A 15250-nucleotide genomic window follows, 5' to 3' on the forward strand; every position below is an offset into this window, starting at 1 on the left:
TTGCATCAATGCTGAATGTACCGCCGCTTTCGCGAGCAAGCTCGCTCCCACAGGGGAAGGGTTGCAGTGACTCCGTCATTCACATCACCGCGCCGATTTGCCAGGGCAGGAACTCGTTATCGCCCAAGCCGTTTTCCTCGCTGCAAGTGCGGTGTCCGGACGCCGTCTCCAGCATCAGTCGGAACAACCGCTCACCCGCCTGCGCCACCGACTCCAGGCCATCGACAATGCCACCAGCGTTGAAGTCCATGTCCAGTTCCATGCGTTGGAACAGGCGAGTATTGGTGGCGATCTTCAAGGAGGGCGTGGGTTTGCAGCCGTAGGTCGAGCCACGGCCCGTGGTGAAGCAGATGAGATTCGCGCCACCCGCCACCTGGCCGGTCGCGGACACCGGGTCATAGCCGGGCGTGTCCATGAACACCAGGCCTCGGGCATCGACCGTTTCAGCGTATTGGTAAACACCCATCAGCCCGGTCGCACCGGCTTTCGCCACGGCGCCCAGGGATTTTTCCAGGATGGTGGTGATGCCCCCGGCCTTGTTGCCCGGCGAAGGGTTGTTGTTCATATCACCGTCGTTGTGGCGCACGTAAGCTTCCCACCAGTGGATCCGCTCCATCAATTTTTCCGCGATTTCGGCAGACGCCGCGCGGGCCGTCAGCAAGTGTTCGGCCCCATAGATTTCCGGCGTTTCCGAAAGAATCGCGGTGCCGCCATGCTGCACCAACAGGTCCACGGCCGCGCCGAGTGCCGGATTGGCCGTAATGCCCGAGTAACCATCCGAGCCGCCGCATTGCAAGCCGACGCATAAGTGGCTGGCGGCGACGGTCGACCGTTGGTATTGGTTGATGACAGGCAGCATCGCTTCAATATGGGCGATGCCACGGCGCACGGCTTCGCGAGTACCGCCTTCCTCCTGAATGATCAGGCTGGCCTTGAGCACAGCGCGGCGATCCCCCAGTTCATTCATCAACGGGGTCAGTTGGTTGACTTCGCACCCCAGGCCGATCAACAGCACGCCGGCGAAGTTGGCGTGATCGGCATAGCCGCGCAAGGTGCGCTTGAGGATGTCGATGCCTTCACCCTTGGCGCCCATGCCACAGCCGCTGCCGTGGGTGATCGCAACGACGCCATCGACATTGGGGAAGTCTTTCAGGCTTTCCGGAGAAAATGCGTTGGCGATGTGCTTGCAGACGGTTGCCGAGCAGTTGACGCTGGAAATGACACCGATGTAATTGCGTGTACCGACGCGCCCATCCTCACGGACGTAGCCTTCGAACGTAGCGGGATCATTGCTCAACGAGGTGGGCACATAGACGTTCCGTACACGGTGTTCGGCATTGGTGGCGGGCATGTCCAGGTTGTGCACGTGGACGTAATCGCCGGGCTCGATGTCCCGGGTTGCCTGGCCAATGGTCTGCCCGTACTTGAGCAGCCGTTGGCCGGCCAACACCGTGCGCAGGGCGATCTTGTGGCCGGACGGAACCGGCTGCCGGGCGGTCAGGGTGATGCCGTCGGCACTCACGTGCTGACCTTCGGCGATATCGCCCCGGGCCACTGCGACATCATCACCCGGTGCCAGCACAAGCAAAGAAGAAGGCGGGTTCATGCGACGTCCTCCGATTCCTAGCACTCGATGATGGCTTTGACGACGCCCTGGCTGGGGTCGAGCAATGTGGCGAACGAATCGGCCACGTCGCCCAGCGTCAGTCGGTGGGTGTTCAGGGCCGCATCCGGAATCAATCCGTCGCGCAGGCATCGCTCGACGTGGCGGAAGTCTTCCTGGGTGGCGTTGCGGCTGCCCATCAGCGTGGCTTCGCGCTTGTGGAATTCAGGGTCGGAGAAGGTGATGGAGTCCCGCACCACCGAAATCATCACATAGGTACCGCCGTGGGCGATGAACTCGAACCCGCGTTCCATGGCCCGTGCGTTACCGGTGGCATCGAATACCACGTCGAAAAAATCACCCCCTGTCAGTTCAGCCAGGGTCTGCTTGTCGCCTTCGCCGATGTGCACGGCGGCGTGGATATCCAAGTGTTGCTTGCAGAACGCAAGACGATCCTCACGGGTATCCAGGACGGTGACTTGTGCTCCACGCAGGCTGGCGAAGATTGCCGCCGCCATGCCGATCGGGCCGGTGCCGACCACCAGCGCGCGTTTATCCGCCTGGACATTTGAGCGCCGCACCGCGTGCGCGCCGATGGACAGGAACTCGATCATCGCCGCCTGATCAAGGGAAACACCCACAGCCTTGTGCACGAATTCGTGGGGAACGCTCAGGTACTCAGTGAACGCGCCATCGCAATGAACGCCCAGCACTTGAATGCGGGTGCAGCAGTTGGTCTTGCCCTGGCGGCAGGCGATACATGTCCCGCAGGAGAGGTAGGGCATCACATAGACAACATCACCGATGGCGAGGTCGCTGGCGCTGTCCGTCTCGTCGACTACCCCAGAGAACTCGTGGCCCATGACGCGCGGATACTCGAGGTACGGCTGATTGCCGGTGAAGATGTGCAGATCGGTGCCGCAGACCCCGACGCGCTTGACCCGGATGAGGATCTCCCCCGGTTTCCTGAGGGGCTTTTCACGTTCGATGGCGGTTAACGAGCCGGGTTCGTTACAGATGACAGTCAGCATGTCGATGCTCCTTGGCTGGCGTGCAGGCAGTGGCTGCCTGCAGGCGGGAGGAGGGTTATGAGCGCACGGCTGCCGGGACCGGGGCTCTCTTTTTTGTTGTAGGCGGGCAGTGACCTGCACCGATGACCTTGCTCCGAAACTACAGGCCGGAAAAAATATTGGCAAGACCAATTAATAAAAAAATAGATTGGACTGACCAAATGTAATCTGAGCGTCGCCCGGCACTGCATCATTGAGTGAACCCAGGCCCATTCCGGCAGGTCACTCGTGTGTCAGGAACAAAAACAGGATGGACCCTCTGATGCGATCTATTGACCTCGCCAGCCTCTCTTTTGCCGCGCTGCTGTGCGTGGCGTGCTCAAGTCAACCGCCCGCAACATGGAGCTACGCAGACGCCCAAGGACGGGCCAATCTCCCCCCCGACCAGGCCTATCCCGAGCTCTTTGAAGCGGTGCAACGCGAGCAGGTGTTCACTGACCAGAAGCATTTCGTGGACGCACTGCCCAACCGTGATCCAGCGCAGATCCGCGCCGATTACCTGGTCCGACGTAACCGCGATGGCTTCGATATCAAGGCTTTCGTGAAAGACAACTTCATCGAATCCGGCGAAGCCGAAAGCCCGGCTCCCAAGCCCGGCGCTCCGATCGAGGCACACATCGACAGCCTCTGGCCGGTACTGAGTCGATCCTACAGCCAGGTGCCGGCCTACAGCAGCTTGTTGCCCCTGCCGCAGCCCTATGTGGTGCCCGGCGGACGTTTTCGCGAGATGTATTACTGGGATTCGTATTTCACCATGCTGGGGCTTGAGCAGAGCGGTGATAAGGCCCAGGTCCGGCAGATGACCGACAACTTTGCCTACATGATCGACACCTACGGCCACATTCCCAACGGCAATCGCACCTACTACTTGAGCCGGTCGCAGCCGCCATTTTTTGCTTACATGGTGGAGTTACAGGCGCGTATCGAGGGCGACCAGTCCTATGGACGATACCTGCCGCAGTTGCAGAAGGAGTATGCCTATTGGATGGAGGGCGCCAAGTCACTCAAGCCCGGCACGGCTGAGCGGCACGTGGTCAAGCTCGCCGATGGCAGTGTGCTCAACCGCTATTGGGATGCCAGCCCGACGCCTCGAGAGGAATCGTGGTTGCAAGATGTCCGCACTGCCGAGCAGGCGCCGGACCGGGCCAGGGAAGAGGTCTGGCGAGACCTGCGCGCTGGCGCCGAAAGTGGCTGGGACTTCAGCTCGCGCTGGTTGGACGATGGCCAGAACCTGGCGAGTATTCGCACCACGGCCATCGTGCCCGTGGATCTGAATAGCCTGATCTATCATCTGGAAAACACCATCGCCAAAGCCTGCGAGACGGTGCAGAACAACCCCTGCGTCCAGGCTTACGGCCGGCGCGCCGAACAGCGCCAGCGGGCCATCGAGAAGCACTTGTGGAATGCCGACAAAGGTTTCTACGTGGACTACGACTGGCAACGCAACCAGCCACGCCAGCAGCTTACGGCCGCGACGCTATTCCCGCTGTATACGGGGCTGGCGTCTGTCGAGCATGCCAATCGCACTGCCGATGCGGTACGTGACGGCCTGTTGCGCCCCGGCGGCATCGCCACCACCCAGGTCAGTAATGGCCAGCAATGGGACGAGCCCAATGGCTGGGCACCGTTGCAATGGGTCGCGGTGGAGGGGCTGGACCGCTACCAGCACACCGCCCTGGCGCAGCAAATTGGCAGCCGCTTCTTGCAGCAGGTCGAGAACCTTTACCGCAGGGAAAACAAGCTGGTGGAGAAATACGATCTGTCCGGGCGCGGAGACGGCGGGGGAGGCGGCGAATATGAACTGCAGGACGGCTTCGGCTGGACAAATGGGGTGACGCTAAAGCTGCTGGGTAAATATGGCGAAGCTTCCCCAGGGCTTGTGGGTGAGTAAATGCCAACGGCCCCTGTGGGAGCGAACGCTGTGTAGGAGCTGTCGAGTGCAACGAGGCTGCGATCTTTCCACTGCCAATTGAGTCTGAAGGGAAAGATCAAGGTCAAAAGATCGCAGGCTTCGCCAGCTCCTACAGAGCCCAGCGGGGCGGTGCGACGTTTCGTAAAATCCCCTCGCCACAGCGAGCCGTTGTGGCCTGGCTATTCATGCACCGTCACCCGATTGCGCCCGGTCTTCTTCGACGTATACAGCGCCTGATCCGCCCTGGCGATCAGGTCGGCGTGGTCGTTCGAGGGCTGGCTCAGGTCGGCCACGCCCAGGCTGATGGTGAAACGGATGGTCTGGTCGTTGTACACCACCTCCAGCGCCTCCACGGAGTGCCGCATGCGTTCGGCGAAAGTGAGTGCACCGCTGCTGTCGGTATCTGAAAGCACCACGCCAAACTCTTCACCGCCATAGCGCCCGACCACATCGGAGTCGCGCGCATGTTCGAGCAGCAGCCTGGCGACTTGCTCGATGACCTTGTCGCCGGCCTGGTGACCGTAGGTGTCGTTGACCCGCTTGAAGTGATCGATATCGAGCATCACCAGGCTCAACGCATGGCCGTAGCGCTGGTGCCGGGCGTAGGCGGCTTTCAGGTTGGCCTCCCAATGCCCGCGGTTGTACAGCCCCGTCAGTCGATCAGTGCTGGAGAGTTGTTGCAACTGCGCGTTGGCGGCCTGGAGCTGATGCCGGTTGGCGGCGACGTCGGTGACGTCATAGATCACCAGGCAGATGTGCTTGATGGTGTTGTCAGGCGAGCGTAGCGGCAGCAGCGTGGTGTTCTGGTACATGAACGCTTCCTGGCCGGTGATCGGCTGGTAGCTCTTGAACCGAATCAGGTACGGGCGCTGCTCCCAGACCGTGAACGCTGGCGTGCCCAGGGTCGCGACACTTTCCACCTTGCGGCTGAACCACTGGCGATCGATTTCAGGGAACAGGCTGAAAAAATGCTGATTGTGGGCATCCTTGGGCTGCACCCCGGAGCGGTTCTCCATGAAGGTGTTCCAGACCTGCACGCGGTACTCGCGGTCGAGCACCACGACACCGACGTCGATGCTCTGAACGATGGCCAGCAACCAGTGAAATTCGTTCAGATCGATGGGATCGTTCATGGCTCAGCTCATCAGGTAGGCGAGTTTGTGGGTCAACCGTTCGATGGAGTCTTCCGTGAACAGCAGCAACAGGTCGAAGCGAATATCGTGTCCTTCCAGGCTGTAGCTGATTTCCACCGCCAGGGTCTTTTTCCAGTGCTTGCGGTTGACCTGGATCAGGTCCTCGATGGCCGCGTGCTGGCCGAGGATCTGCGGATGGCCCTGGGAAAACACCACATCGATCTGTTCGGCAATGCTGCTCAGGCACGCACCGATCAAGACACTGGAAAGGTCCAGCAACATTTCCAGGTCCGAATAATCGGCGCTCTCGCGCTGCATCAGTTGCGCGATGTCGGCGATTTCCGAGTCATGGAATATCAGCAGGGCTTCACCGGCGATGCCGCTGCCAATGAAACCCTGGCAGATGGCCGTGAGTTGCTGGGAGCTGCCGACGTCGTTGAGCGCCATATGCAGTTCCCCGACCTCGAGGATGTTCACGTTCGGCACCGGCAACTGCACGAAGACCCCCAATACCTTGGCGATCAGGGCCGCTGCCCGGCCGATGGCCACGTTGACCGTCTCGCGGAACACATCGTGAAAACTGATGGCCGTGTTCGTGGCCGAACGATTCTGCAGCGGCACCTGGCTGGCTTGGGCCATTAGCCCCAGCCGCTCCAGTGTCTGGCGCAGGTCGTTTTCGTCGAACGGTTTTTTCAGGAACGCCAGCGCGCCCAGCTCAAGCACGCGGCGCACCGCCTCGTCCTGGACGTCACCGGAAATCACGATGACTTGCGCCTTCAAGCCCTCGGCGCGCAAGGCGCTCAACACCTGGTAGCCATCCATTTCCGGCATGGTCAGGTCGAGCAGCACCACTTGCCCCAGGCCCTGGCGTATGGCGTCCATCGCCTGGCGCCCGTTGACCGCCTCGGTGACCGAAACCGGCCAGTCTGCAGGCAGCGCGCGCAACACCTGTTTGCGCGCCATGTTGGAGTCGTCACACACAACCAGGGGAATCAACGGCACAGGGGCATCCATTGGCGTTCAATGGTAGGGGAGGTCCTACGTACATCATTCATAGGCTGGCAGGGGCCCTTTGATTAACGAACAGGATTTATCAGGCATTGCGTCCTGCATGAAAGGCTTGCAGGGCACTGTTGTATTAAAAACTGGACCAATAAGTCAGGGGAGTCAACTGCACTTCGTCATTACAACCAGCGCAAAGCCACGGTCGGCGTGCCGATTGGTATTGGCAGGCACAGTTTGTGGTCTATAGTTTTCTGCAGGTCCGGAACCCTTCAGTGCCGGCGGCCAGGAACCACGGACGCCTCGCAGCGTTGCCGCGTCGGATACCCGCAGGCCGTCAGCAGTGAACAACGCAGGGAGCACACCATGGCGATCCAACGGGCGAGTGTACTGACGTCGGCCCAGGATGTCGCCCCTCGTGACAACACCTTGTCCGATGCGACAAGCGATCTGTTTCGGCGCCGCTTCGACCAGGTCAAGGAAGCCTACATTCTGTTCCCGCTGTTGGCGGTTCTCCTGCTATCGGTCATCTGGGCGGGCACCCTGTACCTGCTCAAGGTCGAACAGACCCGCGCGCAGCAGGGCATCGCCGAGGCGAGCCTGGAAATCGGCGCCACCTACGAAGCGCAGATCCTGCGGGCGGTGCGTGAAATCGACCAGACCCTCAAGCTCGTCAAGTACACCTACGAGTCCGAGCGCGAGGCAAACCCGCTGCCCAAGCTCAAGGCACGCGCCTTGCTGCCTTCACCTTATTTGTTTGATGTCAGCGTGGTTGATGCCAGTGGTCTGGTCGTGGCCAGTACCCAGTCGAGCGAGGTCGGAGACCGGCTCGCCAAGGATGAGCTGCAAACGGTGGAGCGTGACACTGCATTGTCGATCAGCCGCCCGTGGAAAAGCCCGGCGAAGGGGGAGTGGAAGTTGCGTTTCAGCCGGCGGCTCGACACGGGGGCTGGCGCATTCGCCGGGATCGCCATGGTTGAAGTCGATGCGGCCTATTTCGTCAGCAGTTATGACACCTCGAAGCTTGGCAATCAGGGCTTGCTCGGCCTGCTGGGCATCGACGGCGTCTTTCGGGCACGGCGCAGCGGGGAAGCGATATCGGCCGGCGATGAGGTTGATTACGCCGCCGTGGTGCCGGACACCGAAAACACTGACGCCGTACGCTTGATCAACGGAATGGACGGCGTGCGGCGCTACACCAGCGCCCGTCAGCTCTACGATTTTCCGCTGGCGGTGATCGTTGGGTTGTCCGAAGAAGAACAACTGGCCACAGTGACGCGACAAGCGCAGACCTACCTCTGGCGCACGGCCGGCGGCAGCCTGTTGCTGGTGTTGTTGGCGGGGCTGCTTGCCCGGATGAGCTGGCAGCTGGTGCAAAGCCGTCTGCGCGCAGGCGAAGCGAAAATTGCCTACGCCGAAAATGTCGAGTATCTGGCCTATCACGACGGCCTTACGGCGTTGCCCAATCGCAGTCTGTTCAGCATTCTGTTGAGCCAGAGCATCGGCGAGGCAAGTCGTTATCATCGGCAACTGGCGGTGCTGTTCCTTGACCTCGACCGCTTCAAGCAAGTCAACGATACGCTTGGGCACGATGCCGGCGATCAATTGCTCAAGGAGGTCGCGCTGCGACTCATGGCGTGTCTGCGCACCAGCGATACGGTCGCCCGATTGGGCGGCGACGAATTCGTGATCCTGCTGCCAGAGCTGTCCGATGACAAGGACGTGGCAACCACCGCCCAGAAGATCCTTGGCGCCGTTGCCCGGCCTTTCAACCTCCAGGGTCAGGAGTTCCGGGTGACCGCCAGCGTCGGCATCAGTGTCTTCCCACAGGATGGCCTGGACGAGCAGACGCTCAAGAAAAACGCCGATATCGCGATGTACCAGGCCAAGCAATGCGGCAAGAACAACTTCCAGTTCTACTCCGCGAAGCTGAACGCGGACTCACTGGAACGGATGACGCTGGAGCTGAGCTTGCGCCACGCGCTGGAGCGCCACGAGTTCCAGCTTCACTACCAGGCCAAGCGAGATATCGGCAGTGGTCGCATTACCGGCATGGAAGCGCTCCTGCGCTGGAATCATCCGGACCTGGGTATCGTGGCACCGATGCAATTCATCCCGGTAGCGGAAGAGACCGGTTTGATCGTGCCGATCGGCAAGTGGGTGCTCAAGACCGCCTGCCAGCAAAACGTGGCGTGGCAGCAACAGGGATTGCCGCACCTGGGGGTCGCCGTGAACCTCACGGCACGGCAGTTTGCCGATGAGAACCTGCTTGCGGACCTGGCTGAGATATTGGCCGAAACCGGTATGGATGCACGTCTGCTGGAGCTGGAAATCGCCGAGAGCCTGCTCATGCAGGACGTCAAAAGAGCGTTGAGCGTGTTGACCGGGCTCAAACACTTGAAGGTCCGCATCGCCGTCGATGATTTCGGCATTGGCTATTCTTCGCTCTCTGCCCTCGAACAGTTTCCGCTCGACGTCATCAAGATCGACCGCTCGTGTATCTGCGATACCAGCAGCGTGTCGGAAGACAAAGCCTTGACCGAAGCCATTATTGCCATGGGCCGGACCCTCAGCCTGACCGTGGTGGCCCAAGGTGTGGAAACCAAGGAGCAGGCCGATTTCCTGCGCGACAATGCCTGCGACGAATTCCAGGGGTTCTACTTCAACAAACCGGTTCCTGCCGATCAGTTCAAGGTGTTGCTACAAGCCCAGGCGGCTGGCACGGATCTCGATAACTAAGGCCCGCGCTTATTGCGGGTCAAGCGGCAGTGCCCTGACGCTGCCGTCTACCTCCCGGGCATCGATATAGCCAATGGTGCCGGGGTTCTCTGCAATACGCTTCTTGACCTCCGCACTGCTTGAAACAGCCTGGGGCGGTTGGCCTCTGCCGGTAAAGATGATTTTCGACCAGTGCGCCTTGAGCTGGGCGGCGGACTTGCTTGTGAACGTTGTGTAGAACTCGTCGCGGGTCGGCGAATCTTCCGTCAGGTCAATGGGAGTTGCCTGTCCGCCGTCGGGGAAACGGCTGGTCTTGCCGAGGAAAATATCCGCCACCTGATTGCGCGCGAGCGCTTTCACCGGGCTGGACGTGGCGACGACCACGACCACGTCGGCCTTGACGGCGGCGCTGGCTGCGCACAGGGCGAGCCCCGCTACGGTGAATCCGATGAGCCTCACAAACCCCATGGCCCGCTCCATCAGAATACAAAATCGACAGCTAGGCTGATGACGTTGAGCGAGCCCCCCGACGTGAAGTCCGGTTGGGGATTGATCAACGGACCGACCGAGTTGCCCTTGAAACGTGTGTGATCGTATTGCAGTTTGGCGTCCATGTTCTTGGTGAAATCCCAGCGCACGCCAAGGGACACGGTCTGCTGGCCTTCGTTTGAGCCCAGGACAGAGTTGAGTGCACCGTTGAGCTGCTCGGCAACCCCCGCCAGGGCCGGTGGCAGGGCCGAAGCCGTCAGGCCCGGGCTGGAGACTTCTGTTTCGGTCTTGGACCGAGCGTAGGTGACATAGGGGGTGAACGCTGCAACGCGGTACCCGCCGCTGATGTACCAGCCACTGGTCCTGCCCAGGCCGGAACGGCTATCCAGACGTCCCCATTCGCTCATGACGAACCAATCGCCCGGATCATAGCTGGCGCCTACTCCAAAGAATTCGACGGGCGTGTCATCGGAGTCGTAGCGATCGGCGATGGCGATGCCTTCTGCACCGAACTCCCTGAACGTATCGAAGAGTGAATTGAACGGCTCCAGTGTCAGGTCGGCTTTCATGAAGGTGATGCGCGTGGTCAGGACGCCGAACTCGGTGGTGTTGGTGACCCCCCAGAAATTTCTCGTCAGTGCCTTGCCGGCGCCGTCAGGCTGACGGGTGTCGTTCTGGCCGTAGTGCGCCTGCACGGTATTGGTGATTTCATCGACACGAAACCGGTAGCTGCCATCGATGCCGTCGCTGCTGGAAATCGGCATCAGGCTGTAGACCTCCATGGGCGCCCGCACCCAGGGCAGGGTGTAGCCCACTTTTCGAGTGTCGGAGACCAGGAAAGTCGGCAATACGGTACGGCCAATGCGTGCGTTGAAGTCCGGCGTGAACTGGTACTTGATGTTGGCCCACTCGACAAAGGGGCGGTAGCTGTTGTCGTAGCGCTGCTCTGAAATGACCTGCACCACGGCCGACAGCTGCGGGGTGAACGTGGCGGTCAGTTGGGCACCGATCAGGCTGTCGACATCGGCGCTCCAGTTCCGTGAATGACCGGCGCCATTGGGTTTGAAGATACTGGAGGTGAAGTCGGCTCTTTTTTCGCTGGAATGGACGATCCCCACCGTGCCGAAACTGCTTAACGAGAACATATCGGCGGCGTCGGCGCTGGCGCCGCCGGCATACAGCGTCATGACGGCCAGGGCCAGTGTCTTGGGTCTTGTCGCCATAGGGTCAACGTGACCTCGTTGCATGGATCGCCATTCGTCTGTTCCTTGTAACGTTGGCTGAAGCTGCGCGCTACCACCCACCGAAGCGTAGTCTAGATCGCCAATTTGAGCGTAAAGGTTGCCCCTGTTCCCGGGCCATCGCTGTGGGCTTCCAGTGAACCGCCCATCTCCATGGCCGCCAGGACGCAGCTGTGCAAACCAAAACCATGGCCATCCTTGCGCGTGGTAAAGCCATGGGCAAAGATTCGCGTCAGGTTCTCGGGCGCGATGCCTTCGCCATTGTCGATGACCTTGATCACCAGGGTGTCTGCCTGGGGCATCTCACTCTGAAGGATGATTTGATGAGCAAGCTCCGGCTTCTCATCCATCGCCCTGCTGGCGTTTTTTATCAGATTGACCAGGATCAGCAGCACCCGGTGCTTGTCCAGCAGCAGCAAGGGCGTTTCGGCAAAGTTTCGTACCACGGTTATCTGGCGCGCCGCGATGATGCTGGCGTTCATGCGCAAGGCATCCTCGATCAGTTCCTTTATCTGCACGGTTTCGGCAATGGTAGAGGTGCCCGCATACGATTGCTGGGCGGAAACGATTTCCTTGATGTGGTCAACGCTTTTAGTCAGCTGGCCAAGTTCCTCGGTCATGCTCTGTTGCTCGACCGCTAGCGCGTCCACCAGTTGGTTCAGGTAGCCGGGCAGCAGCTTGCCTTTTTCGTCGTGGGAGATGAAGTCGCCGAGGTCCTCGGCATGCTCGTTCATCATTTGCACCGCCTTGCCGAGCCCCAAGGCCTTGCTGGTACGCAGCTTGCGGGTGACCATGTCGGCGGAGATATTCACGCTGTTGAGCACATTGCCCACGTTGTGCAGGACGTTGGTGGCTATTTCGGCCATGCCGGCCTGGCGGGCGGCCGCGGCCAGTTGCGTCTGCGCTTCGGCGGCGCGCAAACGGCTCTGCGCCAGTTGCCAGCTCATCCGGGCGAGCAGGCTCACCAACAACACCAGCACCAGGCTGCCGCCCGCGGCGCGCCAGAGATAGGTACGCGCTTGCTGGTTCACCGCAGCCAGTTGCTCTTGCTCGGACAAGCCGACAATCACCGCCAACGGAAAGTCGTAGAGCTGGCGGGCACTGGTGTAGCGCCGCACCCCGTCCCATCCGTTGACCGAGAGCACGGCGTCGGTGTTTTCGGCGTCTGGCACCACGGCGCTGTAATCGACCGTATCGCCGGCCAGTACCGTTTCCCCGGTGCGCCGTACGCGGAAGATGCCGTCGGTGCCAAGGAGCCCGAGCGCACCCTGGTCGCCGAGTTTCGAGGCGTCGTAGCTGCTGACGAAGTAGGCGGCATCGACTTCGACCCTGGCGATCCCGGAAAGCCCGCCATCCGCGGCGTCGAGTCGCCGACTGAAGCGCAGGCGCCATTCCCCGGTGACAGGGCTTTTCCATGGGTGGCTGATGGACAGCGAGTCACCATGGCGCAGCGTTTGTTGCTCATCCGGGTCCGCGATATTTTCCCGCTCGTTGACCCGCGTGCTTGCCACGAGCCTGCCGTCCGGGCTGACCACACTGACGTCAAACACCAAGGCCGGCGGCAACAAGGCCCGCTCCTGGAGCCGGCGCAAGGGGTTAGGCTCACCTTCAGCTTCGTAGGTGTATTTGACCAGTTTGAGGGTTTGATCGATTTCGTGAATGGCGCGCAACATTTGCGCTTCGTAGGTGGCGCCCATCTCCATACTTGCCGTCGCGGCGCTCTGCTGCGCGCGGACATGTTCAACCTTGATCAGGTACAGGGTCGCGGTCCAGATGGCCAGCAACAGAAGCGCGGCCAGCAACGGGAACAGAATGTAGGCTTCCTTGGCCTGTTCGATGCCGAACCGAAACACGCCGGCCTCGGTATCGCCATCAATCTCTGCATGATGGGCAGGGCCAGGGGCCAACCTCAGTGTCTCAGGCCGCTGGATCGGCATGGTGTGCTCCCTGCATTATTCACTACCGAAGGCTGGTGGGCATCCGACACGGTTACGGCTCGAGGGGGTGTTGCTCCTATGGCCCGAGCGAAACTCTGGATCTGTCAGGAACTATAGACCACAAACTCTGCATACCAATGGGCGAGCAGGGATCTGTCCACGGAGCAAGGGGAACACGTCGACCCCGTGGCGAGGGAGCTTGCTCCCGCTGGGCTGCGCAGCAGCCCCATAGCCGGCCACGAAGGTGTATCAGGAAGCTGTCATCAGCTTCATGGGGGGGCGCTTCGCACCCCAGCGGGAGCAAGCTCCCTCGCCACAGGAGCACTTTTGCATGCGCTATTGCGTAGGCGCGGAATGCGGGCTCACACCGCTTGCCTGACCTTGCGCTGCACCCACTGCGCCTCGTCCCGCAATTCAAGGACTTGCCAATGGAAGTGCTCCAGGGAGGCGCTGTGCCCGACACTGATCAGGATCGTGTCCGGCAGCGTTTGCTTTAGCAGTTGATAGCAGCGCGCTTCGTTTGCCGCATCCAGCGCCGAGCTGCTCTCGTCGAGAAACAGCACCGTAGGGCGGGTCAGCAGGGCCCTGACGAATGCACAGCGTTGCTGTTCGCCGACGCTGAGGGTCTGCGCCCAGTCCCGTTCCTGCTCCAGTTGATCGGCCAGGTGTTGCAGGCCGACTTGCTCCATGATCTGGCGCAGCGCCGCATCTTCTTCGCGGCGGGGCGGTTTGGGGTACCACAGCGCCTCGCGCAGGTTGCCCAACGGCAGGTAGGGTTTTTGCGAAAGTGTCAGGGCGCGCTCACGGTCATAGCAACTTGAACCGCGAGCGTGATGCCAAAGCCCGGTAATCGTGCGGATCAGCGTCGATTTGCCATAGCCGGACGGCGCGCTGATCATCAGGCTGTCGCCAGGCTTGAGGGAAAGGTTGAAGCCTTTGAACAAGGGCCGGCCGTTTGGCAGCCAGATGTCCAGGTCCTTGATGTCGAGGCCGCTGGCCTGTTGCTCGTGCCTGACCTGGGACTTGACCTCGACGTTATCCAGGCGCTCCTGGAAACCGACCAGCCGGTCGATCACCGACTTCCATTCCGACAGTTCCGGAAATACCTCCACAAGATAGGCAATGGCTGCGTGTACTTCACCGAAGGCGGCGCTGATCTGTGTCAGCCGGCCGAGGGGGAATGCGCCCGCGAAGAACTGTGGTGCCATGATGAACATGGGGATGACCGTGGCGCTGCGCAAATAGAGGGTTGAGTAGCCCATGATCAGTTTCTGTTTTTTCACCAACGCCCAGAAGTTCTCCAGCGCCGCTTCCAGACGCAGGTTGAACCGTTGTTTTTCTGCGGCTTCTCCACGGTATTGGGCCACTGAGTCGGCGTTTTCCCGCAGGCGGATGAGCGAGAAACGAAAATCTGCTTCACGCCGTTGTTGCATGAAATTGAGGCTGGGCAGCGCACGTCCCAGCCAGAATGCGACACCGGTTCCTGCGATTGCGTACACCAGGGCCACCCACACCAGTAGCCCTGGGATGACGAATGACTCGCCGTTGAATGGCACGCTGACGAGGCTGGAGGCCTGCCAGAGGATGTGCAGGAAAGAAAACAGTGACACCACCGACGTCAGCAGCCCCAAGCTCAACTTGAGGGATTTTATGATGAAGAGGTCAATGTCTTCGGCGATCCGTTGATCCGGGTTGTCGACGTCGGTCTCGCTCAGTTTCAGCTTATGGTAGCGCTGGTTGTCCAGCCACTGATCGAGCATGTTGCGCGTCGCCCAACGACGCCAGCGCAGCGTCAGCTTCTGTTGGAAGTGAAACGCACCGACGGTAAACGCGGCGGTGCCGATCTGCAGCAGGATGAACTGCAGGCTGCCGATCAGAAAACCGTGGTAATCCAGGGCCTGCAAGGCGTTATAGAAATGCAGGTTCCAGAAATTCGTCAGGATGTTGATACCGACCATGCACAGGGTCATCAGCACAGTGGCGAACAACAGCAGCAGGGCCGGATACTTTTCCTCGGATGTCCAGAAAGGCCGTGCGAGACGCCAGAAATTGCGGAGTGTATGCATGTGGTCTTGGTGAGCCCGGTCGCTGACGACGTTGAGTTTGCAGGGGAGGGAGGATAGGATCAGCCAATGCTAATCGTTT

10 protein-coding genes are annotated in these 15250 nt (G+C 60.6%); 2 read left to right on the forward strand and 8 right to left on the reverse strand.

Annotated features, from left to right (window positions below):
• Positions 1–79: 79 nt before the first annotated feature.
• Positions 80–1606: an altronate dehydratase family protein gene (locus QMK47_RS12810; protein ID WP_320390315.1), complete on the reverse strand. Its 1527-nt coding sequence runs from the start codon at positions 1604–1606 to the stop codon at positions 80–82.
• 17 nt (positions 1607–1623) lie between these two features.
• Positions 1624–2634, reverse strand: a complete 1011-nt coding sequence (locus QMK47_RS12815; RefSeq protein ID WP_320390316.1) for a zinc-binding alcohol dehydrogenase family protein — start codon at positions 2632–2634, stop codon at positions 1624–1626.
• Between the two features lie 301 nt (positions 2635–2935).
• On the opposite strand from QMK47_RS12815, the gene treA reads away from it, so the two are divergent.
• Positions 2936–4564 carry an alpha,alpha-trehalase TreA gene (treA, locus tag QMK47_RS12820; RefSeq protein WP_320390317.1) on the forward strand — a complete coding sequence of 543 codons (1629 nt, stop codon included), beginning with the start codon at positions 2936–2938 and terminating at the stop codon, positions 4562–4564.
• Positions 4565–4764: 200 nt separating this feature from the next.
• On the opposite strand, the gene QMK47_RS12825 is transcribed toward treA, so the two are convergent.
• Positions 4765–5718 carry a GGDEF domain-containing protein gene (locus QMK47_RS12825; RefSeq protein WP_253473852.1) on the reverse strand — a complete coding sequence of 318 codons (954 nt, stop codon included), beginning with the start codon at positions 5716–5718 and terminating at the stop codon, positions 4765–4767.
• Positions 5719–5721: 3 nt separating this feature from the next.
• Positions 5722–6732, reverse strand: coding sequence for a response regulator (locus tag QMK47_RS12830; RefSeq protein WP_214509328.1), 1011 nt, complete (start codon positions 6730–6732; stop codon positions 5722–5724).
• A 354-nt stretch (positions 6733–7086) separates the two neighbouring features.
• On the opposite strand from QMK47_RS12830, the gene QMK47_RS12835 reads away from it, so the two are divergent.
• A complete protein-coding gene (locus QMK47_RS12835; protein WP_258690957.1) occupies positions 7087–9459 on the forward strand; it encodes a putative bifunctional diguanylate cyclase/phosphodiesterase in 2373 nt (790 codons plus the stop codon).
• 9 nt (positions 9460–9468) lie between these two features.
• Here QMK47_RS12835 and QMK47_RS12840 read toward each other — a convergent pair whose 3' ends face one another.
• From QMK47_RS12840 to QMK47_RS12855, 4 genes are all read right to left on the reverse strand, one after another.
• Positions 9469–9906, reverse strand: a complete 438-nt coding sequence (locus tag QMK47_RS12840) for a substrate-binding domain-containing protein (RefSeq protein WP_214509330.1) — start codon at positions 9904–9906, stop codon at positions 9469–9471.
• Between the two features lie 11 nt (positions 9907–9917).
• A complete protein-coding gene (locus tag QMK47_RS12845) occupies positions 9918–11150 on the reverse strand; it encodes a porin (protein ID WP_253473861.1) in 1233 nt (410 codons plus the stop codon).
• Positions 11151–11242: 92 nt separating this feature from the next.
• Positions 11243–13105 carry an ATP-binding protein gene (locus QMK47_RS12850; protein ID WP_320390318.1) on the reverse strand — a complete coding sequence of 621 codons (1863 nt, stop codon included), beginning with the start codon at positions 13103–13105 and terminating at the stop codon, positions 11243–11245.
• A gap of 362 nt (positions 13106–13467) precedes the next feature.
• Positions 13468–15171, reverse strand: a complete 1704-nt coding sequence (locus QMK47_RS12855; protein WP_320390319.1) for an ABC transporter ATP-binding protein/permease — start codon at positions 15169–15171, stop codon at positions 13468–13470.
• Between the last annotated feature and the right edge of the window lie 79 nt (positions 15172–15250).

The organism is Pseudomonas sp. P9_35, from assembly GCF_034008205.1.
GTDB classification, from domain to species: Bacteria; Pseudomonadota; Gammaproteobacteria; order Pseudomonadales; family Pseudomonadaceae; genus Aquipseudomonas; species Aquipseudomonas kilonensis.

Excerpts from the sequence above, each read along its gene's own strand:
- QMK47_RS12810 (WP_320390315.1), bottom strand. The coding sequence starts at position 1,606 with ATGAACCCGCCTTCTTCTTTGCTTGTGCTGGCACCGGGTGATGATGTC.
- QMK47_RS12815 (WP_320390316.1), bottom strand. The coding sequence starts at position 2,634 with ATGCTGACTGTCATCTGTAACGAACCCGGCTCGTTAACCGCCATCGAA.
- treA (WP_320390317.1), top strand. The coding sequence starts at position 2,936 with ATGCGATCTATTGACCTCGCCAGCCTCTCTTTTGCCGCGCTGCTGTGC.
- QMK47_RS12825 (WP_253473852.1), bottom strand. The coding sequence starts at position 5,718 with ATGAACGATCCCATCGATCTGAACGAATTTCACTGGTTGCTGGCCATC.
- QMK47_RS12830 (WP_214509328.1), bottom strand. The coding sequence starts at position 6,732 with ATGGATGCCCCTGTGCCGTTGATTCCCCTGGTTGTGTGTGACGACTCC.
- QMK47_RS12835 (WP_258690957.1), top strand. The coding sequence starts at position 7,087 with ATGGCGATCCAACGGGCGAGTGTACTGACGTCGGCCCAGGATGTCGCC.
- QMK47_RS12840 (WP_214509330.1), bottom strand. The coding sequence starts at position 9,906 with ATGGGGTTTGTGAGGCTCATCGGATTCACCGTAGCGGGGCTCGCCCTG.
- QMK47_RS12845 (WP_253473861.1), bottom strand. The coding sequence starts at position 11,150 with ATGGCGACAAGACCCAAGACACTGGCCCTGGCCGTCATGACGCTGTAT.
- QMK47_RS12850 (WP_320390318.1), bottom strand. The coding sequence starts at position 13,105 with ATGCCGATCCAGCGGCCTGAGACACTGAGGTTGGCCCCTGGCCCTGCC.
- QMK47_RS12855 (WP_320390319.1), bottom strand. The coding sequence starts at position 15,171 with ATGCATACACTCCGCAATTTCTGGCGTCTCGCACGGCCTTTCTGGACA.